Raw genomic sequence first — 23968 nt, forward strand, 5'->3', positions numbered from 1 at the left:
GCCAAGAGCCAGAGCAAAAGCAAATGCTGATTTCCTGAGCGTTGGCGGGGAGGGTCCGGTGGCAGGGGACGCCGTAAATCCATCCATGGGGGCTTGGCCGCGGCATCCATGCCGCTCACACCCCTGCCACCGGACCCACCCCGCCGTCGACAGTTTCCTGCGAGCTGTTGGAACAGCAAGGGGTCGGATCCGTTTTCTGAAGGAAAACGGCTCTGACCCCGGAACGCGGCCCGGAAATGAAAACGCCCACCGGGTGGTGGGCGTTTCGTGGCGTGTCGGCGTGCGGCCAACCGGCAGTTACATCACCTTCGACTGCTCCAGCTCCACCTGCAGGGTGCTCGCCAGCTCATCGCGCGACACTTCGAACTGCTGTTCGCGCAGCAGGTCCTTCACCGCCACCACGCCGCGCGCCAGTTCGTCCTCACCGGCCAGCACCACGAAGCGGATGCCCGCCTTGGCCGCGTACTGGAACTGCTTGCCGATCTTCTTCGGCTCCATCTGCACTTCGGTGTTGATGCCACCAGCGCGCAGGCGGCGCGCGATGTCCAGCGACTGCGGCATGCCCTGCTCGTCCATCAGCGCCACCAGCGCCTGCACGCTGCTGGCCTCGATGCCATCGATCAGGCCGGCCTCGCGCAGCTGCCAGAACAGGCGCGACAGGCCGATGGAGATGCCCACGCCCGGCAACTTGGACTTGCTGTAGTGGCTGGCCAGGTCTTCGTAGCGGCCGCCCGAGCAGATCGAGCCGATCTGCGGGTGGTCGGTCAGCGTGGTCTCGTAGACGGTGCCGGTGTAGTAGTCCAGGCCGCGCGCAATGGAGAAGTTCAGGCAGTACGCGGTTTCCGGCACGCCCAGCGCCTGCACCAGCTGCAGCACTTCGCGCAGTTCGGCCACGCCGGTACGCAGGATCTCCGAAGAACCGGCGTCGGCTTCAAGCGTGGCCAGCTGCGCCAGCGCATCGGCATGACCCTGCGAACGCACGGCCACGAATGCCAGGATCTTCTCGACCTGCTCGGCCGGAATCTCGAAGCCCTCGCCCACCAGCGTCTCGCGCACGTAATCGGCACCGCGCTTGTCCAGCTTGTCCACTTCGCGCAGTACCGCCAGCTGGCGCTCGCCTTCGGCCACGCCCAGGCTCTCGAAGAAGCCGCGCATGAGCTTGCGGTTGTTCAGCTGGATGCTGAAGTCACCGATGCGCAGTTCCGAGAACACGGCGTGGATGACCGCCAGCACTTCGGCGTCGTAGCGTACGCTCAGGCTGTCCTTGCCGATCACGTCGATGTCGCACTGGTAGAACTCGCGGAAACGGCCGCGCTGGGCACGCTCGCCACGGTACACGCGCTGCATCTGGTAACGGCGGAACGGGAAAGTGAGTTCGTGTTCGTGCTCGGCCACGTAACGCGCCAGCGGCACGGTCAGGTCGAAGCGCAGCGCCATTTCCGGCAGCGAACGGTCACCCGACTCGGCGGCATTGGCCAGCGCACCGGTGGACTGCACGAAGTACACCTGGCGCTCGGTCTCGCCGCCGGACTTGGTCAGCAGCACGTCGGACAGCTCGAACACCGGCGTCTCCACCGGCAGGAACCCGAAGCGCTCGTAGTTGCGGCGGATGACGTCCAGCATGCGCTGGAACGCAATCTGCTCGCGCGGCAGCAGCTCAAGGGTGCCGGGCGGGGTACGGGGCTTGATCACGGGCGGAACTCCTGCTGGAACGGGACGTGGGAGGGGGCGACATTCTAGCGCCCCCGCCTCGGGCAGGGTCGAACGGCCGCTTGAAGTATCATAAGGCCCTCCCCCGCCCGCGATACGCCCCCGCAACATGTCACGGCCTTCCGGCGCTCCGCCCGCCACCAACGATCCCGCCTCGCCGTCCTGCACCACGCTGGACTGCCTGCACTGCTCGGTTCGCCACCTTGCGGTGTGCTCGGCGCTGTCGCCCGATGAAGTGCAGGCGCTGGAACAGGTCACCGTTTCGCAGCAGGTCAGCATGGGCAGCACGCTGGCCCGCACGGGTGAAGAACGCGACCATGTCTATACATTGACTGCCGGCGCACTGCGCCTGGTACGCACCCTGGCCGACGGCCGCCGCCAGATCAACGGCTTCGTGCTGCCCGGCGACTACCTGGGCCTGAGCGGCAGCGACCATCACCGCTACGACATCGAAGCCATCGCCGACAGCCGTGTCTGCCGCGTCGCGCTGCCACAGATGAAGGCGCTCCGCAGCCGCTTCCCGCACCTGGAGCGCAAGCTGCTGCAGCGTGCCTGCCAGGAACTGGATGCCGCGCAGGACGCTGCACTGGCGCTGGCACGCCTGCAGCCGGCCGAGAAGCTGGCCGATTTCCTGCTGCGCCTGGCCGCGCGCGAGGCCAAGCTGGGCGGCGACGGCCTGCGCGTGTCGCTGCCGATGGGCCGAGGCGACATCGCCGACCATCTGGGCCTGACCATGGAAACGGTCAGCCGCACCTTCACCAAGCTGCGCCAGCAAGGGCTGATTGCCCTGCCCCACCTGAACGTAGTGGAGATCCTCGACGAGGACGGGCTGCGCACACTGGCCGGTGAAGGGTTGATCTGACCGCATCACGGTTCATGGGGTTGCCGGCCAGCGGCCGGCACTACCAGCGTAATGCAGCACGGGTAGTGCCGGCCGCTGGCCGGCAACCAGGCATTCTCGGTCAGCGCAGCAACACCTCGCGCAACGCCGAGTAATCGGCGGCCAACGGTTCGGCGTGCGCCGCCCGTTGCAACAACGCATCCAATGCCGGCGGCACGGCCAAAGGTTCGCCGATCAACGGCTCGACAACGGCCTCGAACTTGGCCGGATGTGCGGTGGCCACCACCGCCCAGTCGCCCTTGGCACCCCGTGCGCGCAGGTCCTGCAACACCTTCACCGCCGTAGCCGTATGCGGGCAGAACAGCTCGCCACTGCTGGCATGGGCCGCCGCAATCGTCGCGCGGATGGTCACATCATCCACCGCAAACGCACGCAGTGCAGCGCGCAGCTCCGCATCATCTCCGCGGTAAAGCCAGCGCAGGCGTTCGAAGTTGCTTGGCGCACCCACGTCCATTGCATTGGCCACGGTGGCCACACTGGCCTGCGGCTGGTAGTCGCCGCCACTGAAGTACGCGGGCAGCACGGCATTGGCATTGGTGGCCAGCACGATCTGCCCGATCGGCACTCCCAGTGCGCGCGCCAGCACCGCGGCCATCGCGTTGCCAAGGTTGCCGGTCGGCACCACCAGGTTGAGCCGGCGACGATGCAACGCGTAGTGGCTCAGTGCCGTATGTGCGTAGTAACTCATCTGCGGCAGCAGGCGACCGAGGCTGATGCTGTTGGCCGAGCTCAGCGGCACCTGTGCCTGCAGTTCGCGGTCGGCCAGCGCCTGCTTGACCATGGCCTGGCAGTCATCGAAGGCACCGGCCACGCGCAGCGCCAGGATGTTGTCACCAAAGCAGCCGAGCTGGTGCGCCTGGCGCGGTGAGACGCGACCATCCGGATACAGCACCACCACGCGTACGCCTGGCTGGCGATGGAAGGCCGCGGCAACGGCCGCGCCGGTATCGCCGGAGGTGGCGACGACGATGGTCAGGTCACGGTCCTTGCCGGCCTGCAGCTGCGACAGCGTACCGGCCAGGAAACGCGCACCAATGTCCTTGAACGCCGCCGTCGGCCCATGGAACAGTTCCAGCACGTGGTCACCGTCGCCGAGCGCACGCAGCGGCACCGGGAAGTCGAACGCCTCGCGGCAGATCGACGGTAATCCGGCCTCCAGCGCATCTCCGGCGAAGAACGGTGCCAGCAGGTCTGCAGCGGTATCGGCCAGGGTCGCACCGGCTTCCAGCTCACGTGGCGCCGGCAGTACCTGGGGCACGTACAGGCCACCATCGGGCGCCAAGCCTGCAGCGATGGCCGCACTGAGGCCAACGGCCGGGGACCGGCCGCGGGTCGAAACGAATTGCATGGGTTCAGTATCCAAAGAGGGAGAAGGATTCAGCACAGCCGGGCTCCGGGCGCATCCAGCGGCGATACCCAGGCATCGCTGTCGAAGCCGGCAGCAGCGAATGCCGCCTGCACCGGCGCCGCGGCAGCGTGGGCCTGGTCGGCATCTTCGAACCAGGCGAACACGCTGGGGCCGGCACCGGAGATGCCTGCGCCCATTGCACGGGCTGACAACGCCGCATCACGAGCCGCCTCGAAGCCGCCGATCAGTCCCGCCCGTCGCGGCTCCACCAGCACGTCGCGCAGGCCAGCGCGGACCAGCGCCGCGTCGCTGCGATGGCAGCCGCTGAGCACCAGCGCAAGATTCGCACTCTGCGCCACGAATTCACCCAGCGCATAGCTGCCTTGCAGCGCCTGGCGTGCCAGACGGGTTTCCAGCACCGCGTGCGGGTGCACCAGCAGGCTGTGCCAACTGGCTGGCACAGGGATCGGCAGCAGGCGGTCGGCCGTGCACAACGCCAGCCCGCCGAGCAGCAGCGGCCCCACGTTGTCACCATGGCGGCCCCCACTGGCCACGGCCTCGCCATCCAGCGCAAACGGGTACAGCGCCTCGCGCGCGAGTGGTGCATCCAGCAATGCGTTGGCAGCAACCAGCGCAGCGACGCACGACGCTGCCGAGCCGCCCATGCCGGAGCCGAATGGAATGCCCTTGTCGATCTCCACCGCGAAGCCGAAGTCCAGGCCCAGCCCTGCGCGCAGCGACATCAACGCCGCACCTGCGGTGTTTCCGGCCGCCTCCAGCGGCAGTTCGACCGCACTGCCACGGATCGCCTCGATGCGCACCACCGGCTCATCGATACACCGCACGCTCACCGTATCGCCAACGCCTGCGATGGCATGCCCCAGAATATCGAAGCCCACCGCCACATTGGCCACCGTGGCGGGCGCAAATGCACGTGCGATCACAGGCGTGCCCCCTCGCCAGCGGCTACCCGCAGCAGGTCGGCGAACACGCCCGCCGCCGTCACTTCCGGTCCAGCGCCCGGCCCCTGCACCACCAGCGGGTTGTCGCAGTAGCGGCGGGTACGGAACTGCACCACGTTGTCGGTCAGCCGCAGGTTGGCGAAGGCATGGTCGGCCGGCAGTTCCTGCAGGCCCACCGAGGCGCCGTCGGTGCCCAGCCGTGCCACGTAGCGCAGCACCGCGCCACGCGCCCGCGCATCCTGCAGGCGCTGCAGCAGGCTGGCGTCGGACTCGCCCAGCCGCGCCATGAAGTCATCCACGCTGCCGTCGCGCAGCAGTGCCGGCACCAGGCTTTCCACCTGTACCTGTTCCAGGCTGAGCGCGTGACCGGCCTCGCGTGCAAGGATCACCAGCTTGCGTGCCACGTCCACACCGGACAGATCATCGCGCGGGTCCGGCTCGGTATAGCCCATCGACCGCGCCTGCGCGACCAGCTGCGAGAACGGCTGGCTGCCATCGAAGCGGTTGAACAGCCAGGCCAGCGTACCGGAGAAGATGCCCTCGATGGCCAGCACCTCGTCACCGGTATCGACCAGATCGCGCAGCGTGGTGATCACCGGCAGGCCCGCGCCCACCGTGGCCTCGTAGCGGAAGCGCGCACCACTGGCCGCTGCGGCGGCGCGGATGCGCTGGTAGCGCGGCAGCGGCCCGGCACCCGCCTGTTTGTTCGGGGTGACCACATGGATGCCCGCCGCCAGCCAGCCCTCGTAGCGCTCGGCCACCTCGGCACTGCCACTGCAGTCGATCACCACCGCATGCGGCAGGTGCGCAGCCAGCAGGTGCTCGGTGAAACGATCAAGATCGCTGGATTCACCGGCGTCCCGCAGGGCCTCGCGCCAGTCCGCGTGCAGGCCGTCCACTTCCAGGCGCATGCGCGAACGCGAGGCCAGCGCACGCAGGCGAAGATCCACATTGGCCTTGGCCAGCAGCTGCGGGCGCGCGGCCAGCAACTGGTCCAGCAGTGCGGCGCCAACGTTGCCGGGCCCGATCACACCGACCGCGAAGGTCTGCGGCGACAGCCAGAAGCCTGCATGCGCCGCGCGCAGCGCACGGGGGGCATCGGCGCTATCCACTGCGACCGAGATGTTGCGCTCGGACGAGCCCTGCGCAATCGCCAGGATGTTCACCTGCGCACGCCCCAGTGCCTCGAACAGGCGCGCCGCCACACCTGGCTGCCCGGCCATGCCGTCACCGACCGCGGCCAGTACGCTGACGCCCTCACTGACCTGTACGCGCTGCACCTGTCCCGCTGACAACTCGTGCGCAAATGCGTGCAGTAGTGCATCACGGCCACGGCCGGCTTCGGCAGCACGCACCACGCAGCAGATTGAATGTTCCGAGGAACCCTGCGAGATCATCACCACCGACACCTGCGCCTGGCGCAGCGCGGCAAACACGCGCTCGGCGGTACCCGGCACGCCGATCAGGCCGGTGCCTTCCAGGTTCAGCAGGGCCAGCCCGGGACTCAGGGTCAGGCCCTTCACCGGCCCGCGCGGCGAGCGCTCGGCGCTGATCCGCGTACCCGGATGCGCCGGCTGGAACGTATTGCGGATGAAGATCGGCAGGCCGAGGCGGATCGCCGGCGACATCGTCTGCGGGTGCACCACCTTGGCGCCGAAGTACGCCAGTTCGCAGGCCTCGTCGTAGCTCAGCGCTTCCAGCTGCACCGCCTCGGGCACCAGCCGCGGGTCCGCCGACAGCACGCCATCGACATCGGTCCAGATGTGCAGCTCGTCAGCGTTGAACAGCGCGGCAAAGATCGCACCGGAATAGTCGCTGCCGTTGCGGCCGAGGGTGGTGATGCGGTCATCGCGATCGCGTGCGACGAATCCGGTGGCAACCAGGCGCGACTGCGGATGCTGCAGGCGCCACTTGGCCAGGCGGTCGGCACTGGCTTCCCAGTCGACATCCACGCCGAGTTCGCCATGCCCGACCACCAGCACATCGCGCGCGTCGAGCACCGCGCAGTCTTCGCCCAGCGCGCGCAGATGCGTGCCGAGCAGCTGTGCGGAAAACACTTCGCCCAAGCCCTGCACACGGTCCAGCACCTCGCGCGGCAGCTCGCCGATCACCGCCAGCGCGGCCAGCACTTCGGCCAACTGATCGAAGCGGGCGTCGATCCATTCGACCGTCTCGCCCACCTGCTCGCCCAGCAGCGCAACGGCAGCGCCGCGATGGCGTGCGCGCAGGGCATGCCAGGCCTCACGCCAGCCTTGATCGCCCTTGGCCGCCAGCTGGGCCAGTTCGATCAGCGCGTCGGTGACGCCCTTCATCGCCGAGACGACAGTGACCTGCAGCGATTCGGGACGGGCCAGCAGCAGGCCGCCCACATGGCGATAGCGTTCGGCATCGGCCACCGAGGTGCCGCCGAACTTGTGCACGACGGTGAACGGGGCAGCCAGGTCGGCCGGGGCAACGGAATGAGCGGGAGCGTGGGAAGACATGCAGACCTCGGTAGGAGGCCCCGTCGCATGCAGGTGTCGAGTTTCCCCGCCACCTGTAGGGTGCGGGGCCGTGGTTTTCGGGAGTTACACGAAGACGACGGGCCGCACCAGGGCAGTGGTGACGGTGGTGGTGGTAATGGTGGTGATGGTCGCGACCGGCGCAGTCGAACGGCCCGCAATGGCGGGGGCGATCAGGCTGGCGTGGGCGGCATCAAGGACCATGGCGCACAGAAAACACCGTGCGCCCTGCCGCTGTCAAGTGCTGCGATGCAAAAAACCGATGCAGCGATCATCGGCCAACGTGCCGACATTTGGTTGCAACTGAGACAAAGCCGGCATCAGCACGCTTGACGACTGCATTCAGCCGGCATGTTCGGCGATCGCCCGTGGTGTGCGATGCGCATGCGCGCACAGCATCACGCCAACCACGAGGAACACGATTGCCAGCGCTTCCAGCAGCGAGGGCCAGCGCTGCTGCCATGCAAAGGCGTACAGCAGCGCGAACAGGGTCTCGAACACGATCATCTGGCCAGTCAGGGTCAGTGGCAGCAGGCGGCTGGCACGGTTCCAGAATGCGTTGCCGAGGATCGAGGCCACCACTGCCACGCCGGCGCTGATCGCCCAGAACCCGCTCCATTGCGCCGCCGTATGGCTGCCGGTGTGCCCGATGAAGGCCATCGGCACCAGCAGCAGGGCCAGGCCGCCGGTGGTGACGCCGGTCAGCAGCGACCAGTCATGGCTGGACAGGTCCGGCCTGCGCGCCAGCCAGCGGCTGTTGCCGATCGAATACAGCGCCCACGAGAACAGCGCACCGAACGCGCACAGCAGCCCGATCAGGCGCTGCCGCCACGGGGTGGCCAGGTGCTCGGACATCAGCGCTTCCCAACCCACCAGGGCGACCCCCAGCACGCACAGCCCCAGTGCCGGCAGCAGCTGTTTCAGTGGTGCAGCGCCCTGCTCGCGCACGCCAACGAGGGTGACCACCACCGGAATCAGGCCAACGATCAGCGATGCCGCAGCGCCACCGGCCCACTGCACGGCGGTCGCCAGCAGCAGGAAATACACCAGGTTGCCTGCCAGGCTCAGCCACAGCAGGCCGATCCATTCGGCACGGCCCAGCCGCGGTGCCAGCCGCTTCCATCGCGGCAGCAGCAGGGCGACTGCCATCAGGCCATAGACCAGGTAGCGGCCGGCGGACAGTTGCAACGCATTGAACGACTGAAGCACGGCAGGCGCGAGAAAGACCACGCCCCACAGTGCGCCAGCGGCCACGCCATTGGCGATGCCCACGGCCATCGGGTTGTTGCGCATTCGGAATGTCCGGGCGGATGGAACGGGCCGCGCAGTGTAAGCGCTGGCCGCTGGGCGCTCTTGACCCAGGCTGCTGCCTTGTCACCTCTGTAGAGCCGAGCCCATGCTCGGCTGCGATTCACCGTTGTGCAGATAAGGGCAGCCGAGCGTGGGCTCGGCTCTACAGATCAGCCGGCGCCCCTGCGCCACGCAGCGGGGGTCTGGCCACATTCGCGGCGCAGCGCACGGGTCAGTGCGCTCTGTTCGGAATAGCCTGCGGCCAGTGCGATATCGCTGATCGGCGCGGCAGTGGTGCGCAGCTGATGCTTGGCCCAACGCAAGCGGCACGCGCTGAGCCAGGCCTGCGGGCTCAGCCCGAACTCGCGCTGGAACAATGTGTGCAACCGGCTCTCGCTGACACCGACAACTCCGGCCATCCGGGCAACCGGCCAGGCCCGGCCGGGATCGGCCTGCACCGCCGCGCACAGGCCCTGCATGCGCGCGCCACTGCCCGCCGGTGCAAATACCTGCAGCAACTGCGGCAGCAACGCCGGCATCGGCTGCCCTGCCTGCACGGCGGCCAGGCGCTGCCGCAACGCCAGCGGCAGATGCAGCCAGCGCTGGCGGCACAGATGCTCCTGCGTGCCGTCATCCAGCACGCCTGGAGGACAATCAACGATCACGAAACCATTGGGGCCGTCCGCCATCTGGTCATGTGCTTCGCCGGCGGCGACAAATGCCCCCTGCAGCAGGTCCAGCCGGCCGCCGCGCCCTTCCATCTCGAACTGCAGTTCCCCCTGCAGCGGCAGCACCCACTGCGCGTAGTCATGGCGGTCCAGGCCGGTGGCCTGCCCGTAGTGCCGCAGATGGAAGATGGCGCCCATCCGGGCAGTGTGCGCGTGTAACAACGGCCGTGCAAACCGCTGCTATAGTCGATCCGTCATCCAACGCAGGGAGTGCAGGTCATGACCCATCAGCAGCTGTCCCTGGTGCTTGCCACCAGCCTCGGCCTGGCGCTCACCGCCTCGGCCTCCGCGCAGGAACGTACGCCACCGGCCCCGCACTGCATGGACGCGGTCGGCGTCCAGGAAGTGGAGCAGGCTTCATCGCGTTCAATCGCTCTGCGAGCCGCCTCGGGCCAGGCATATCGGATCGACTTCAGCGAAGAGTGCCCCGGCGTCCGCGGTGCCACCACGCTGAAACTTGAAGCACCCGCCGGCTGGGCCTGCGGTCGCCCCAGCGAGCGTGTGGTGGTCGATGGCCGCAACTGCGCGATCAGCGCGGTGACCCCCGTGCAGGATCGCGACTACGCCAGCGTGGCCCGCGACAGCGACCGCCTGCGCATGGCCACCCTGCCCGCCCTGACCATCCGCGAGCGCAGGGACATCCGCCGCAGTTTCGGTGGTTCGCCGTCGTACTGCTTTGCCACGCGCAACGTGCGCGCGTGGTCGTCCGACCCGCAGGGCATGCTGGTGGAGACCAATCCGCATCGCAATGGGGGTCACCGCTACTATCGCGTGGAGCTTGGCAGCCACTGCCGCCAGCTCGACCGTGCGCCACAGCTGAGCTTCCACTCCGGCATGCAGAACGGCCTGATCTGTGGCAATCCGGGCGATCGCATCCTCACCGCCGGATTCGAGAATGGTGACCTGCGCAACGACGCGCTGGCGCCGCTGCCGCAGTACACCCGCGGCGGCTGCACGATCCAGGCGGTCTATCCGGCTTCCAGCCAGGCGTCGAACTAACCGTCGACGCCAAGGAACGCGAACGGTGCGCTGGGCACGAAGTGGCCCAGCGCGTCGCCGGAAAAGGTATTGCGCTGGTCCGGACCGAGATCGAGCTTGAGCACCTTGCCGCCGAAATCCACCTTGTTGAGGTCGACCCAGAACGTGTTCGGGGTCAATGCCGATTCGAAGAAGTACAAGCGCCGCTTGTGGTCGGCCACGGTACGCCAGCGCGTGGAGGAGATGTTCGGCTCGCCCGGCGTGGTAATGCCGTAGGGCACCGACGTATTGCGGATCACGCTGAACACGCTGGCCAGCGCCACCACCGGGTCTTCGGACTTGGGAATGGCGTTGATGTAGAACGAGGCGCGCGCGAAACGGTCGGCTGAGCGGTTGGTACCCGGCAGCATCACCGTGCCGCCGATCTGCTGCCAGTAGCTGTTGAGTGCCAGCTGCTGCTCGAAGATCGGTGAATTGGTCATCACCTGGTAGCGCCGGTCATGGTGGATCACCTGGCGACCGCCGATGTATTCGACGATGGCACTGTCGCCACTGGCATCTGACAGCGACAGGTGCAGCGTGGCCTGGCGGTCTTCGCCCGGCACCTTGTCGGTGACGATCGAGTACGGCTCGCGCTGCAGCGCCGCGACCGCCTCGTCGACGGTGGCGAAGTTGTCCAGCACATACTGCGCCCATAGTGAGATGGCCAGGCCCGGCTTGTTGCCGCGCTGCTTCGGATACTCCGATTCGACCAGCCACAGCAGGTTGGCCACCAGGCCCTTCTCGTTCATGCCATCGGTGGTCGATACGTCATAACCGGTGGCCACCACCGAGCCGTAGCGCGCCGTCCAGGCCAGCGACTTCGGCCCGGCCTGGCCAGTGCGCGCGATGCCGCGCGGCAGCACGTAGAGGTTGGTCGCCACATCGACCTTCCAGTCCATCGAGCGCGCGGTGATCACATCACCGTTGTCGCCCAGGTAGACCGCGCGCGTGCAGGCCAGCGCGGGTGCCACTGCGGCGGCCAGCGCGACCGCCAGCAGTGCCCTTTCCTTCCACTTCATCCGTGCCATGTCGTTGCGCTCCTTTCCCCGTGATCCGTGGATATGACCCGATTCAGGGTGACACAGCGGTGAAGCCCCGGCGAACCAGGCGATCGTGCAGCCAGAAACCTGCAAGCATGGCCGGCACGAACCAAAGCGCTTCGCGCGATCCCACCGCCAGCCCGGCGATGGCAGGGCCCGGGCAATAGCCTGCCCAACCCCAACCCATTCCGAACAATGCCGCGCCCAGCACCAGGCGTACATCGACACCGCGCGCAGCGGGCAGTTGGAAGCGCGTTGCGCATGACGGCCGCGGGCGCCGCAGCGCCCAGCGCTGGCCGACCGCGCTGACCAGCAGTGCCGAGGCCAGCACCCAGGCCAAGGTGGGATCGAAATCGCCGGCGATGTCGAGGAAACCGAGGATGCGGCGCGGATCGGTCATGCCGGCCAGCGCCAGGCCCGCGCCGAACAGCGCCCCTGCCGCGCCGGCGGCCACCATCACGCGGCTCATGCGAAGCCCCCGCCATGACGGATCAGGAATGTAGCCAGCATTGCGCAGGCCATGAATACCAGCACCGCCAGCAGCGACCGCATTGAGCCGCGGGCCATGCCGCACACTCCATGACCACTGGTGCAGCCGTTGCCCAACCGCGTACCGAATCCGACCAGCAGGCCGGCGCCAACCAGCTGCCACGCCGGCAAGGCGTCACGCAACAGGTCGCGGGGCGCTTGATCTGGCACGGCCTGCCAGCACAGCACGCCCCCTGCAGCGGCAAGCAGGCCGAGCAGGAATGCCCAGCGCCAGCCTCGATCGCCGGGCGTTGCGCGCACGCTGCCAGCGGCGATGCCGCTGATGCCGGCTACCCGGCCCGTGGTTGCCAGCAAGACCACCGCCGCCGCACCGATCAACGCACCCCCCGCGACGGCGGCCCACGGCACGGTCATGATCTGCCTCCAGTTGTCCCGTTCATTCGCTTGCCTTTTGAATTAGCTTTTTCTAAATTAGCGTCTTCTAAAGCAAAAGGTCAACCATGGCCCGGATCGAGCTCGACAGTGCCGCGATGGCCGAGCATGCCGCCCAGGCTGCGGCGCTGCTCAAAAGCCTGGCCCATCCTGCACGGCTGCGCGTGCTGTGCCGGCTGGTCGAAGGCGAGGCGCCAGTACCGGAACTGCAGGCACTGACCGGGCTCAGCGCATCAGCGCTGTCCCAGCATCTGGCGGTGCTGCGCGGACTTGGCATCGTCTCGACCCGGCGCGAAGCGCAGTCGATCCACTACCGGGTAGTGGAAGGGCCGGCGCTGGGCGTATTGCAGGCGTTGCACGCGGCGTACTGCGGAAGTGCCGCGCGCTGAACCTTCCACGCAGGTTCAACCTGCGTGCAGCACCGGTTGCACGACCTGATCGAGCAGATCCACCGGGGTCGGCGCCGACAGGTCACCATGCAACGCGCGGGTGAAACCTGACCAGTCGCTGGAAGACAGTTGCCGCAGCAGCGCCTCCTCCACCGGCAACGCGCGCATCGACCAGTACGGAAACTGGCGCTGGCCAAGGCGGCCACGCGCCAGTTCGATGATGTCGATATGGCTACCGGCCTGCAGGATCCGTTCGTACACCGAATCGATACCATCCGGCGGCCCTTCGATGTACTGCAGGAATCGCCCGCCGTCATGCAGCAGCACACCGGTCACGCCCGCCATCTTGTTGAAACGGGCTGCATCGTCAACCAGCGCCCGCAGCCGTTCAGCGGAAAGATCCGGCAGCGCCTGGCTGACGTAGGCGATGGCACGCAGTGGCATGGCGCTTCCTTGACAAGATGTACACCCACGGTAGCAGCTGCGGACGAGTCCGTCTCAGTGCCCGCAGGTGTTCCCTGAAGAATTCAGGTAGCGGCCGCCGGCAGCCCCTCTGTGCGCCTCGGCAACCGGGCTTCGAACACCACCTGACCGGCTTCATTGCGCGCTGCGATGTGCCCGCCGTGTGCGCGCACGAACTGATCGACGATATACAGGCCCAACCCCAGGCCATTGCTGGGATGGAAGCTGGCCTTGAACGGCTCGAACAGGCGCGGCAGCAGCGCGTCGTCGATCCGTCCCGCGTTGCTCACCCGCAGCAGCACGCTGCGCGGATCACGGCCGTCCACCTCCACCCTCGCCTCACTGCCATGGGTGAGCGCATTGCCGATCAGGTTGGCGGCAACCTGTCCCAGCCGATCCAGATCACCCTGCAGGCGGGTATCGCCCAGCATATCCAGATGCACCCGTGCGTGGCCGTGGGCGCTGCCCGCTTCGGCCACCACCGCACGCGTGACCTCGGCAAGATCACAGGCGCTGGCCTGCAGGCGCAGCCCGCCGCTGCGGATCCGCGAAAAGTCCAGCAGCTGCTCGACCATGCGCGCCATGCGCAGCGTGCTGGCTTCCAGGTGCTTCAGGGTCTGCTGCGCGCCGTCATTGCCCGCAGGAAGCTCCAGCGCCAGCTTGTCGGCACACAGCAGGATCGCCGACAGCGGCGTGCGCAGATCATGGGTGAGCACCGCCGCCATCGTCTCGTTGAGCTTGAGCGAGCGCTCCAGCGCCTCGTTGCGCGCCTTCAGCAGCTGCCGCTGCTGGTACAGCTCGATGAAGACATTGACCTTGCTCAGGATCACCTGCGGCGCCACCGGCTTGTGCAGGAAGTCGACCGCGCCGGTTTCGTAGCCCTTGAACGCGCGCAGCGGGTCGTCCGGCGAAGCGGTCAGGAAGATGATCGGCACATCCCGGCTGCGGTGTGATCCGCGCATCAGCTCGGCCAGGGTGAAGCCATCGATCTCCGGCATGTGCACGTCCAGCAGGGCCAGCGCCACCTCATGCTCGAGCAGCAGTTCCAGCGCCTGCGCGCCCGAGCCCGCCAGCAGCAGGTTCACGCCTTCGCGCTGCAGCAGCGCCTGCATGGCCACCAGGTTCTGCGGCACGTCATCGACGATCAGCAGGTTGACCGGGGTCTGCGACTGCGCAGGGTCCGGTGGCAGCAGGTTCATGCAAACAACTCCTTCAGGCGACGGCACATCAGTTCGAGGGGCAGCACGGCATCGGCGCCGGCGTGCTGCAGGGCGGAGGCCGGCATCATCGATGCCTCGGCCTCCTCGGGACATTGCAGCCAGGCGCGGCCACCGGCGGCGCGCACCGCGGCCACCCCTTCACTACCATCGCTGCTGGCACCGGTCAGCAGCAGGGCCAGCACCTGCGCGCCGAACACGGCCGCAGCCGACTCGAACAATGGATCGATGGCCGGGCGCGAAAACAGCACCGGCGCGTCCACCGACAACGCCAGCGAACCGGCGTCTTCCACCAGCAGGTGATAGTCCGGTGGCGCAAAGGTCACCGTGCCTGGCTGCAGCGGCTGCTTGTCTTCGGCCTCGCGCACCGGCAGCGCGCAGTACGGCGCCAGCACTTCGGCGATGCGGCTGCTGCGGTCGCGCGGAAGGTGCAGCACGGCCAGCACCGGCGCCGGTAGAGCCGCGGGCAGCGCGCCGAGCACCGCCTGCAGCGCCGCAACCCCACCCGCCGAGGCCCCGATCACCAGCACGGCCGGTCGTGTCGGCAGTGCCATCAGGCAACCTTCCGGTACAGGCGATGCTCCCGCGAGCAGGTCTCGAACGCGCCGTGGTGGCGCCCGAACTGCAGCGACTCCTTGCTGCCCAGGCCAAGGAAGCCGCGATGCACCAGCGCTTCACGGAACAGGCCCACCGCGCGGTCCTGCAGATCGCGGTTGAAGTAGATCAGAACATTGCGGCACGACACCAGATGCACCTCGGAGAACACGGTGTCGGTGGCCAGGCTGTGGTCGGCGAACACCACGTTGCGGCGCAGCTGGCGATCGAACACCGCGCCATCGTAGGCCGTGGCGTAGTAGTCGGACAGCGAGGCGCTGCCACCGGCCGCCAGGTAGTTCCGGCTGAACTGGGCCATCCGGTCGATGCCATAGGCGCCGGCCTCGGCGGTGGCCAGGGCTGCCGGATTGATGTCGGTGGCGTAGACGATGCTGCGCTCCAGCAGGCCTTCCTCGTGCAACAGGATCGCCAGCGACCACACTTCCTCGCCGGTACTGCAACCGGCCACCCACAGCTTCACCGACGGGTAGGTGCGCAGCACCGGCACCACCTGCTCGCGCAGCTCACGGAAATAGGCCGGGTCGCGGAACATCTCCGAGACCTGTACGGTGAAAAACTGCATCGCCTGCGCGAACAGGTCCGGCTCGTGCAGCAGGCGGTGCTGCAGGTCGGCCAGCCGCTCGCACTCATAGCGCTGCATGGCCTGGCGGATCCGCCGGCGCAGCGACGACACCGCATAACTGCGGAAATCGTAGTGGTAGCGCTGGTAAAGCGCTTCCAGCAGCACCTTCAGCTCCAGGTCGAACAGGGCCTGCTCGTTCATTGCCGCGAGCACCAGACCCGGCACAGCGAGACCAGCTTGTCGACGTCGATGGGTTTGGCGATGTAGTCGTTGGCGCCGGCCTGCAGGCAGCGCTCACGGTCGTCCGGCATGGCCTTGGCGGTCAGCGCGATGATCGGCAGGTCCTGCAGGTGGCGCTGCGCGCGGATTTCGCGCATCGCAGCAAGGCCATCCTTCTCCGGCATCATGATGTCCATCAGCACCAGGTCGACCTCGCGCTCGGCCAGCCGATCCACCGCTTCCTGGCCATTGCGCGCGATCTCCAGCGTGACGCCGAGGGGTTCGAGCACGCTGGACAGTGCGAAGATGTTGCGCACGTCGTCCTCGGCCAGCAGCACCGTCCGACCGTCGAGCACGGTGTCGCGACGGCGGGCCTCGCGCAGCAGGCGCTGCTGGTCGCTGGGCAGACTGGCCTCCACGCTGTGCAGGAACAGGGTCACCTCGTCCAGCAGGCGCTCGGGCGAACGCGCGCCCTTGATGATGATGCTCTTGGAATAGCGGCGCAGTCGCTGCTCTTCCTCGCGACTGAGCGCGCGGCCGGTATAGACGATCACCGGCGGGAAACCGACATCGTCGTTGCCGGCCATGTGCTCGAGCAGGTCGTAGCCGCTGCCGTCGGGCAGCGACAGGTCCATCACCATGCAGTCGAACGTGACCGTACTGAGCTGTTCCAGTGCGCTGGCCAGGGTGCCTACAGCGACGATCTGCAGCTGGTCGCGGCCCAGCAACAGTTCCAGGTTGTGGCGCAGCTCGTTGTCGTCTTCCACGATCAGCAGCCGCCGCATGTCGCGCTGGCTGGTCTGTTCCAGCTGTTCGATCGCCGTCACCAGCCGCTCGCGCGTGGTCGGCTTGATCGCGAAACCGATCGCACCCAGCTCGCGCGCCACCTGGCTGCGGTCCGTGGCCGAGACCACATGCACCGGGATGTGGCGGGTGTCCGGGTTGCGCTTCAGGCGTTCCAGCACGCTCAGGCCCGACACGTCCGGCAGGCCGATATCGAGCAGGATGCCGTTCGGGCGCAGTTCACTGGCCAGGGCCAGCGCCTCTTCCGCCGTGCCCGCTACCACGCAGTCGAAGTCCAGTTCATGGGCCAGCGCCACCAGTGCTTCGGCGAACGTGGCATCATCCTCGACCGCCAGGATCAGGCGCCCGGCGCGCTGGCGGCGACCGCGGTCGTCGGCTACGCCGGCCATCGCAGTAACCGGGGCTGCCGCGGTCGCAGCGCGTACGGGCGCGGCCGGCAGCACGGCCGGCAGCACGGCCGGCGCCGTCGGCGGCGCTGCCACGGGGACCTCGGCAGCGTCGGCTGCGCTCGCCGCAGGCGCACCCTGCAACGGCAGCTCCAAGATGAAGCAGCTGCCGCGCCCGGGCTCACTGTCAACCTGGATGCCGCCGCCCATGCGCTCGGCCAGATCGCGCGAGATCGACAGGCCCAGGCCGGTACCGCCGTAGCGACGGCGGGTGCTGCCATCGGCCTGGCGGAACGCTTCGAAGATGACATCCAGCTGCTCGCGGGCAATGCCGATGCCGGTGTCACAGACCTCGAACCGGATGCGGCCGTTGCCGCCGGCACGCACGTGCAGGCTGACCTTGCCATGCTCGGTGAACTTCACCGCGTTGGCCAGCAGGTTCTTCAGGATCTGCTGCAGCCGCTGGCTGTCAACCACCATCTGGGTCGGTGCCAGGGCGTCGGCTTCGATCTGCAGGGCCAGGCCCTTCTGCCGCGCCATCGGCTCGAACGTCTCGCGCAGGCGCTGCAGCGCGCTCTCGACCACCACCACTTCATCGGACAGTTCGACATGGCCGGCCTCGATGCGCGACAGGTCGAGGATGTCGTTGATCAGCGCAAGCAGGTCGTTGTTGGACGACAGGATCGCTCGCGCGTACTTCACCTGTTCCTCGGTCAGCGTGCCGTCCTTGTTGTCGGCCAGCAGCTTGGCCAGGATCAGCGAGCTGTTCAGCGGCGTGCGCAGCTCATGCGACATGTTGGCCAGGAACTCGGACTTGTAGCGCGAGGTCGCCGCCAGCTCGTTGCTGTTGCGCACCAGCTGGCTCTGCGCGATCAGCAGTGCCTGCTTCTGCGCCTCCAGCTCGTGGGTGCGCTCTTCCAGCTGCACGTTGCTCTGTTCCAGCTCAGCCTGCTGTTCTTCCAGGTGGCTCTGCGACTGCAACAGGCTGCGGCTCTGCTCTTCCAGTTCCTCGTTGGCCACGCGCAGCTCTTCCTGCTGGGCCTGCAGCTCCTCGCCCTGGCGCTGCGACTCTTCCAGCAGAACCACCAGCTGCGCACGCAGCAGCGACGCGCGCAGTGCCATGCCGATGGTGTCGGCGCAGCGCTCCAGCAGCTCGCGATCCAGGTCACGCTGTTCACCCGCCCGCGCGCGGCCCAGCTCGATGACACCGACCACCGTACCATCGCTGCTGATCGGCGCCAGGATGCGCTCGCGCACCGGCAGCCGGCCCAGGCTGGTCTGCAGTTCGAGCACGGCAGCATCTTCGCCGTGCAGGTGGCGGATGCGTTCGTCCCGGGCAACCTGCCCGGCCAGTCCTTCGTGCAGGGCCAGGGAGGCCGGCGTCCCAGAGGGCAGCGCCACGCCACCGGTCAGCTGCAGCCGGCCGCCGTCCAGGCGATAGACCGCACCGACCTCTGCATCCAGCTGCCCGGCCAGGCTTACTGCTGCCGCCTCGGCGATCTGCTCCGGCCCGAGGTCACCGCGCAGGCTCATCGCCACCGCGTTCTCGGCCTCCTGCAGCCAGAGCGCGCGCATCGCCTGGCGCCGGGCCTGGATCGCGCGCGAGACGATCAGTGCGATCATCAGGAAGGCGCAGCCACCGACGGTACGGTTGACAAGCGAGAACGACGAATTGTTGCTGGCTGGCGCAACGTTGAAGCCGATCACCAGCAGGACACAGGCGATCATCGCGACCACGAACGGCGCGCGTGCACTGCGCTGGAACACCGTCACGCCGACCGCGAGGAAGTAGGCCAGCCATACCGCATAGCCGAGCGGGACGACCAGTTCCAACGCGATGGTCGCGGCCAGCAGCACGGCGGACGTCATCCAGATCCAGCGGTCACGCGTAGTCGCACCAGGACGCATGCAGGTCGGTTCCAGAGGGCAAAGGGTGGAAGATGGTACTCCGTGTCGCATTCAGCCGCACAGGACAAATGGCACGTGTCAGGTGTGCACGCATCCTTCACACTTGAATGCCTAGCTTCACGTCCCTCACAGGGGTAACACTTATTTACACGTGGACGCAGCCGCTTCTACGACGTCCGTGCTGACGGACCCTTCCCGACAACTGCGACTGCTGATCGACAGCGTGCGCGACCATGCGCTGTACCTGCTTGATCCTGAAGGCATCGTGTGCAGCTGGAACCCGGGCGCCGAACGTATCAAAGGCTATTCAGCCGATGAAGCGGTGGGAACGCACTTCAGCCGCTTCTACCTGGCCGCCGACCGCGAGGCCGGTGAACCGCAGCGCCTGCTTCGCGTGGCAGCGCAGCAGGGTCATGCCGCCAGTGAGGGCTGGCGCGTTCGCCGCGATGGCTCGTTGTTCCGCGCCAGCGTGGTCATCGAACCGGTCGTGGAAGCCGGCGAACTGCTCGGCTTCGTCAAGATCACCCGTGACATCACCGAGCAGTGGCAGGCGCAGCGGCTGCTGCGCGATGCCCAGCGTGCGCTGCGCAATACGCAGCAGTTCGAGACGGTCGGCCGGCTCAGTCGCGGCCTCTCACATGAGTTCAACAACCTGCTGACCACCATCGGCAACGCCCTTGACCTGCTGTCGCTGCGTGTCAGCAGTGACGATGCACGCGCAGCCGAGCTGCTGGATGCCGCGCAGGCAGCCACCGACCGCGGCGCGCTGCTGACCCGCCAGCTGCTGGCCTTCAGCACCGGCCAGACCCTGATCCGGGAATCGGTGGACATCAATGCGCTGGTACGGCAGTGGCTGCCGGACCTGCAACGCGCCTGCCCGCCCACGGTGGTACTGGAAGCCCATCTCACCCCGGGCCTGCCGCTGGTGAGCACCGATGCGATGCAGCTCCAGACCGCCCTGGCGAACCTGGTGGCCAATGCCGTGGAGGCCACCGCCGATGGCGGCCGCATCCTGATCGGCACCGCGTTGGAACATCGCCTCGACCCGGATGCGGACACCACGCTGCAACGCGGCTATGTCACCCTCAGCGTCTGCGACGAAGGCCACGGCATGGCCGCCGACATCGCCGAGCGGGCCAGCGAGCCCTTCTTCACCACCAAGGACATCGGCAAGGGCAGCGGCCTGGGCCTGAGCCAGGTGTTCGGATTCACTACCCAGAGCGGCGGCTTCGTCGACGTGTCCACCACGCCCGGTGTCGGCACCACGGTCAGCCTGCTGCTACCCGCAACCGAGGAATTTACCCATGACCGATGACCCGATCCGCGTACTGATGGTGGAGGACCAGAACGATCTGCGCGAGATGATCGGCATGGCCCTGCGCGATTTCGGCATCGAGGTGTCCACCACGGCCGACGGGCATGAAGCCGCTGCGTTGCTGAAGGGCGACGCACGCTTCGACGTGGTGTTCAGCGATGTCAGCATGCCCAATGGCATGTCCGGCATCGAACTCAGCGAGCACGTCGCGCGTGAGCAGCCGCATGCACGCATGATCCTGTCCTCCGGCTATGCGCGTTCGCAGCTGCCGCCGCTTCCTGAGCAGGTGGAGTTCCTGCCCAAGCCCTATCGCTTGCGCCAGCTGGTTGAACTGCTCAAGCAGGACTGAAGGCGTACCGGCCTGCGTGGCCATGCTCAGCGCCGGGCCCGCTGCATGAACAGCAGCGCCGGCGTGGATGCAGTGTCCACCGGCTCGAAGCCGAGGGACCGGTACAACGCAACTGCGGCGGCATTGTCCCGATAGACCCGCAAGGTCAGCCGTTCAACGGCATCAGACTGGAACGCCTGCTCGATCAGCGCGTGTACCAACCTCCGCCCGAGACCGCAGCCCCGCGCCTGCGGGGCAACCAGCAGACGGCCCAGATGCATCGTACCCGGCTGGGTGCGCCAGGCCTGGCCGAAACCCACGCGCATGCCGTTTTCTGCCAGCAGCAGCCATCCCGGGCGTTCGCGCAGCTGCAATACGTTCTCGAACTGATCGGGTGGCAGTGGATAGGGCACGCCCGGCCCGGCCCAGCGCAACGTGGCTGCGGCCGAATCCAGCCACCCGGCGATGAGCGCGTAGTCGTGGGGTTGCACGGGCTGCAGGCGGTGGTCCATGGCGGCCGGATCGCAGGGTGAGGCGCCAGCATATCCGAGTGGCCTCGCGGGCAGCGCGCGGACGTGGCGCCGCGAACATGGTGACCCCGGCCCGATTCGAACGGGCGACCTTCCCCTTAGGAGGGGGACGCTCTATCCAGCTGAGCTACGGGGCCATGCAGCCGGGAAGTTTACAGGCAACGTGCCCTGCCCTCCAAGCATTCATGTTCCACTCGGTTCCCCTGGCGCGTTGCACCATGGCCGGTCGGGGCGCTCTGCTACCATCGGCGATTCAGTTCATCGCGTCCCCCACCTGCCCGCGATGGCACCAAACAACGTAACGAAACACAGGAGTCTGCATGTCTTCCGAGCTGCTCAAGTCCCTTGGCCTGGACGCGATCAACGCTGGCACGTACCTGGGCAACGGGGAGTGGTCGAGCGCGACCAGCGGTGAGCTGATCACCCCGGTCAACCCGACCACCGGCGAGCCGATCGCGCAGGTCCGCGCCACCACTGAGGCCGAGTACGAGACTGTCGTCGCCCGCGCCCAGGAAGCCTTCAAGGTCTGGCGTACCACGCCGGCGCCGCGCCGAGGTGAAGCCGTGCGCCTGTGCGGTGAAGCACTGCGCAGGCACAAGGACGCCCTGGGTTCGCTGGTTGCCCTGGAAATGGGCAAGAGCAAGCCGGAAGGCGATGGCGAGGTGCAGGAGATGATCGACATCGCCGATTTCGCCGTGGGCCAGAGCCGCATGCTGTACGGCTACACCATGCATTCCGAGCGCCCCGGCCACCGCATGTACGAGCAGTACCACCCGCTGGGCCTGGTCGGCATCATCTCGGCCTTCAACTTCCCGGTCGCGGTGTGGAGCTGGAACTCGTTCCTGGCGGCGATCTGTGGCGACGTGTGCATCTGGAAGCCGTCCAACAAGACGCCGCTGACCGCCATCGCCTCGCTGAAGATCTGCAACGATGCCCTGCGCGAAGCGGGCTTCCCGGACATCTTCTTCCTGATCAACGATGCCGGCACCGCGCTGTCGGAAAAGATGGTCGATGACCGCCGCGTGCCGCTGATCAGCTTCACCGGCTCGACCCAGGTCGGCCGCACCGTCAACGAGAAGGTCGCACGCCGCCTCGGCCGCTGCCTGCTGGAGCTCGGCGGCAACAACGCGATCATCCTGGACGAAACCGCCGACCTGAAGCTGGCTGTGCCGGGCATCGTGTTCGGCGCCGTCGGCACCGCCGGCCAGCGTTGCACCACCACCCGCCGCCTGATCGTGCACCGCTCGATCTACGCCGACGTGCTGGCCACCCTGGTCAAGGCCTACAAGCAGGTGGAAGGCAAGATCGGCGATCCGACCGATGCCGCCAACCTGATGGGCCCGCTGAACAGCGAAGGCGCCGTGCAGCAGTTCCTCGATGCCATTGCCCAGGCCAAGGCGGCCGGCGGCACCATCGAGACCGGCGGCACCCGCATCGACCGCGCCGGCAACTTCGTGCTGCCTGCAATCGTCACGGGCCTGAAGAACAGCGACGCCGTGGTCCAGCACGAGACCTTCGCACCGATCCTGTACGTGATGCCGTACGACACCCTCGACGAAGCCATCGACATGCAGAACGGCGTGCCCCAGGGCCTGTCGTCCTCGATCTTCACCCAGAACCTGAAGACCGCCGAGAAGTTCCTGTCGGCCGCCGGCAGCGACTGCGGCATCGCCAACATCAACATCGGCACGTCCGGTGCGGAGATCGGCGGCGCCTTCGGTGGCGAGAAGGACACCGGCGGTGGCCGCGAGTCCGGTTCGGATGCCTGGAAGGTCTACATGCGCCGCCAGACCAACACCATCAACTATTCGGATTCGCTGCCGCTGGCGCAGGGCATCAAGTTCGACCTGTGATGGCAAACGACGCAGACACGTCTGTGGGTCAGAGCCCCTCCGGGGATCTGAGCCATGCCCAGGGTCTGATCCCCGCAGGGGCTCCGATCCTCGATTTCAGCGGCCGCCGCGTGCTCATTGCCGGCGGCAGCAAGGGCATTGGTCGTGAAATGGCACTGGCCTTTGCTGGTGCCGGCGCGCAGGTCTCGGTCTGCGCGCGCGGCCAGGCCGGACTGGAGGCCCTGCGCACCGATGCACAGGCGCAGGGCACGCCATTGCATGCGTTTTCCACCGATCTGGCCGATCCTGGCCAGATCCAGGCCTGGCTGCAGGCCGCCGCCGATGCCTTCGGCGGCATCGATGTGCTGGTCAACAATGCCACCGGCTACGGCATGGCCGACAATGAGGAGGGCTGGGCCGCGAGCCTGCAGATCGACCTGATGGCGGCGGTGCGTGCCTCACGCCTGGCCCTGCCCTGGCTGCGCGCATCCAGCGATGCCTGCATCCTCAATCTGTCGTCGATTGCCGCGCAGCAGCCGCGCCCCGGTGGCGCGCCCTACGCCGCTGCCAAGGCCGCGCTTTCGCACTACACCACCTCGCAGGCGCTGGCGCTGGCCAAGGACCGGATCCGGGTCAACGCCATCGCACCGGGCTCGATCGAGTTCGATGACGGGCTCTGGGACCGTCGCCGCATCGAGGATCCAGCGCTGTACCACGGCACCCTGGCGAAGATCCCGTTCGGTCGCTTTGGCCACCCGCGTGAGATCGCCGACGCCGCCCTGTTCCTGTGCTCGCCACTGGCGCGCTGGGTTACCGGCAGCGTGCTCAACGTGGATGGCGGCCAGGTGTTGATGGGCTGAATCTGTAGAGACGAGCCCATGCTCGGCTTGCACGCAAGACGCGGTCGATCCCGCATCAGCCCAAGGGGGCAGCCGAGCATGGGCTCGGCTCTACAGGGCACTGCCCATGGGATTGCCCGG

23 protein-coding genes and 1 tRNA gene are annotated in these 23968 nt (G+C 67.5%); 7 read left to right on the forward strand and 17 right to left on the reverse strand.

Annotated features, from left to right (window positions below; all coding sequences use genetic code 11):
- Window positions 1-297 precede the first annotated feature (297 nt).
- A complete protein-coding gene (hisS, locus tag AC5P7X_RS14965) occupies window positions 298-1692 on the reverse strand; it encodes a histidine--tRNA ligase (protein ID WP_053499893.1) in 1395 nt (464 codons plus the stop codon).
- Between the two features lie 127 nt (window positions 1693-1819).
- On the opposite strand from hisS, the gene AC5P7X_RS14970 reads away from it, so the two are divergent.
- A complete protein-coding gene (locus AC5P7X_RS14970) occupies window positions 1820-2572 on the forward strand; it encodes a Crp/Fnr family transcriptional regulator (protein ID WP_010482595.1) in 753 nt (250 codons plus the stop codon).
- 100 nt (window positions 2573-2672) lie between these two features.
- Here AC5P7X_RS14970 and thrC read toward each other — a convergent pair whose 3' ends face one another.
- From thrC to AC5P7X_RS15000, 6 genes are all read right to left on the reverse strand, one after another.
- A complete protein-coding gene (gene thrC / locus AC5P7X_RS14975) occupies window positions 2673-3959 on the reverse strand; it encodes a threonine synthase (RefSeq protein WP_053499895.1) in 1287 nt (428 codons plus the stop codon).
- Between the two features lie 29 nt (window positions 3960-3988).
- On the reverse strand, window positions 3989-4903 hold the full coding sequence (locus tag AC5P7X_RS14980; RefSeq protein WP_053499897.1) for a homoserine kinase: 915 nt from the start codon (window positions 4901-4903) through the stop codon (window positions 3989-3991).
- Complete coding sequence (gene thrA / locus AC5P7X_RS14985; protein ID WP_495215080.1) at window positions 4900-7404, reverse strand: bifunctional aspartate kinase/homoserine dehydrogenase I; 2505 nt, start codon at window positions 7402-7404, stop codon at window positions 4900-4902. The genes AC5P7X_RS14980 and thrA overlap by 4 nt, the downstream gene beginning before the upstream one ends.
- An 84-nt stretch (window positions 7405-7488) precedes the next feature.
- Window positions 7489-7626, reverse strand: coding sequence for a hypothetical protein (locus AC5P7X_RS14990; RefSeq protein WP_162911581.1), 138 nt, complete (start codon window positions 7624-7626; stop codon window positions 7489-7491).
- Between the two features lie 138 nt (window positions 7627-7764).
- On the reverse strand, window positions 7765-8715 hold the full coding sequence (locus AC5P7X_RS14995; RefSeq protein ID WP_495215081.1) for a DMT family transporter: 951 nt from the start codon (window positions 8713-8715) through the stop codon (window positions 7765-7767).
- A gap of 167 nt (window positions 8716-8882) precedes the next feature.
- Entirely contained in the window at window positions 8883-9578 is a 696-nt protein-coding gene (locus AC5P7X_RS15000; RefSeq protein ID WP_053499903.1) for a helix-turn-helix transcriptional regulator, read from the reverse strand.
- Window positions 9579-9659: 81 nt separating this feature from the next.
- On the opposite strand from AC5P7X_RS15000, the gene AC5P7X_RS15005 reads away from it, so the two are divergent.
- Window positions 9660-10439 carry a DUF6491 family protein gene (locus tag AC5P7X_RS15005; protein ID WP_171956861.1) on the forward strand — a complete coding sequence of 260 codons (780 nt, stop codon included), beginning with the start codon at window positions 9660-9662 and terminating at the stop codon, window positions 10437-10439.
- Here AC5P7X_RS15005 and AC5P7X_RS15010 read toward each other — a convergent pair.
- The 3 genes from AC5P7X_RS15010 to AC5P7X_RS15020 are packed head-to-tail and all read right to left on the reverse strand — an operon-like array spanning window position 10436 to window position 12406.
- Window positions 10436-11488 carry a linear amide C-N hydrolase gene (locus AC5P7X_RS15010; RefSeq protein WP_053499905.1) on the reverse strand — a complete coding sequence of 351 codons (1053 nt, stop codon included), beginning with the start codon at window positions 11486-11488 and terminating at the stop codon, window positions 10436-10438. The two genes, AC5P7X_RS15005 and AC5P7X_RS15010, sit on opposite strands and share 4 nt — an antisense overlap.
- A 43-nt stretch (window positions 11489-11531) precedes the next feature.
- Window positions 11532-11969 carry a DUF6691 family protein gene (locus AC5P7X_RS15015; RefSeq protein WP_329842582.1) on the reverse strand — a complete coding sequence of 146 codons (438 nt, stop codon included), beginning with the start codon at window positions 11967-11969 and terminating at the stop codon, window positions 11532-11534.
- On the reverse strand, window positions 11966-12406 hold the full coding sequence (locus AC5P7X_RS15020; RefSeq protein WP_495215118.1) for a YeeE/YedE family protein: 441 nt from the start codon (window positions 12404-12406) through the stop codon (window positions 11966-11968). Before AC5P7X_RS15020 ends, AC5P7X_RS15015 begins: the two co-directional genes overlap by 4 nt.
- An 83-nt stretch (window positions 12407-12489) precedes the next feature.
- Between AC5P7X_RS15020 and AC5P7X_RS15025 the strand changes: the two genes are divergently transcribed.
- A complete protein-coding gene (locus tag AC5P7X_RS15025) occupies window positions 12490-12810 on the forward strand; it encodes an ArsR/SmtB family transcription factor (RefSeq protein ID WP_005416314.1) in 321 nt (106 codons plus the stop codon).
- Window positions 12811-12825: 15 nt separating this feature from the next.
- Here AC5P7X_RS15025 and AC5P7X_RS15030 read toward each other — a convergent pair whose 3' ends face one another.
- The 5 genes from AC5P7X_RS15030 to AC5P7X_RS15050 all read right to left on the reverse strand — a co-directional run bounded on the left by AC5P7X_RS15030 (window position 12826) and on the right by AC5P7X_RS15050 (window position 18983).
- Window positions 12826-13254 (reverse strand): BLUF domain-containing protein, encoded by a 429-nt coding sequence (locus tag AC5P7X_RS15030; RefSeq protein WP_005416313.1) that lies wholly within the window; start codon window positions 13252-13254, stop codon window positions 12826-12828.
- An 83-nt stretch (window positions 13255-13337) separates the two neighbouring features.
- On the reverse strand, window positions 13338-14471 hold the full coding sequence (locus tag AC5P7X_RS15035; protein ID WP_095377692.1) for a hybrid sensor histidine kinase/response regulator: 1134 nt from the start codon (window positions 14469-14471) through the stop codon (window positions 13338-13340).
- Window positions 14468-15043, reverse strand: coding sequence for a chemotaxis protein CheB (locus AC5P7X_RS15040; RefSeq protein ID WP_049413816.1), 576 nt, complete (start codon window positions 15041-15043; stop codon window positions 14468-14470). The genes AC5P7X_RS15035 and AC5P7X_RS15040 overlap by 4 nt, the downstream gene beginning before the upstream one ends.
- Complete coding sequence (locus AC5P7X_RS15045; RefSeq protein ID WP_053499919.1) at window positions 15043-15867, reverse strand: CheR family methyltransferase; 825 nt, start codon at window positions 15865-15867, stop codon at window positions 15043-15045. Before AC5P7X_RS15045 ends, AC5P7X_RS15040 begins: the two co-directional genes overlap by 1 nt.
- Window positions 15864-18983 (reverse strand): response regulator, encoded by a 3120-nt coding sequence (locus tag AC5P7X_RS15050; RefSeq protein WP_495215084.1) that lies wholly within the window; start codon window positions 18981-18983, stop codon window positions 15864-15866. The genes AC5P7X_RS15045 and AC5P7X_RS15050 overlap by 4 nt, the downstream gene beginning before the upstream one ends.
- Before the next feature lie 151 nt (window positions 18984-19134).
- Here AC5P7X_RS15050 and AC5P7X_RS15055 point away from each other — a divergent pair, with 151 nt between their 5' ends.
- On the forward strand, window positions 19135-20298 hold the full coding sequence (locus AC5P7X_RS15055) for a two-component system sensor histidine kinase NtrB (protein ID WP_409349650.1): 1164 nt from the start codon (window positions 19135-19137) through the stop codon (window positions 20296-20298).
- On the forward strand, window positions 20288-20647 hold the full coding sequence (locus AC5P7X_RS15060; protein WP_049413819.1) for a response regulator: 360 nt from the start codon (window positions 20288-20290) through the stop codon (window positions 20645-20647). The genes AC5P7X_RS15055 and AC5P7X_RS15060 overlap by 11 nt, the downstream gene beginning before the upstream one ends.
- Before the next feature lie 26 nt (window positions 20648-20673).
- On the opposite strand, the gene AC5P7X_RS15065 is transcribed toward AC5P7X_RS15060, so the two are convergent.
- Both AC5P7X_RS15065 and AC5P7X_RS15070 read right to left on the reverse strand, forming a co-directional pair.
- Window positions 20674-21138, reverse strand: coding sequence for a GNAT family N-acetyltransferase (locus AC5P7X_RS15065; RefSeq protein WP_053500017.1), 465 nt, complete (start codon window positions 21136-21138; stop codon window positions 20674-20676).
- Window positions 21139-21216: 78 nt separating this feature from the next.
- A tRNA-Arg gene (locus tag AC5P7X_RS15070) sits at window positions 21217-21293 on the reverse strand.
- Window positions 21294-21476: 183 nt separating this feature from the next.
- On the opposite strand from AC5P7X_RS15070, the gene amaB reads away from it, so the two are divergent.
- Together amaB and AC5P7X_RS15080 are read left to right on the forward strand one after the other, a co-directional pair.
- On the forward strand, window positions 21477-23009 hold the full coding sequence (amaB, locus tag AC5P7X_RS15075; protein ID WP_005416301.1) for an L-piperidine-6-carboxylate dehydrogenase: 1533 nt from the start codon (window positions 21477-21479) through the stop codon (window positions 23007-23009).
- Complete coding sequence (locus AC5P7X_RS15080; RefSeq protein WP_495215086.1) at window positions 23009-23848, forward strand: SDR family NAD(P)-dependent oxidoreductase; 840 nt, start codon at window positions 23009-23011, stop codon at window positions 23846-23848. Before amaB ends, AC5P7X_RS15080 begins: the two co-directional genes overlap by 1 nt.
- Window positions 23849-23968 lie beyond the last annotated feature (120 nt).

It is taken from the genome of Stenotrophomonas sp. YJH_SMC_53 (genome assembly GCF_059369995.1).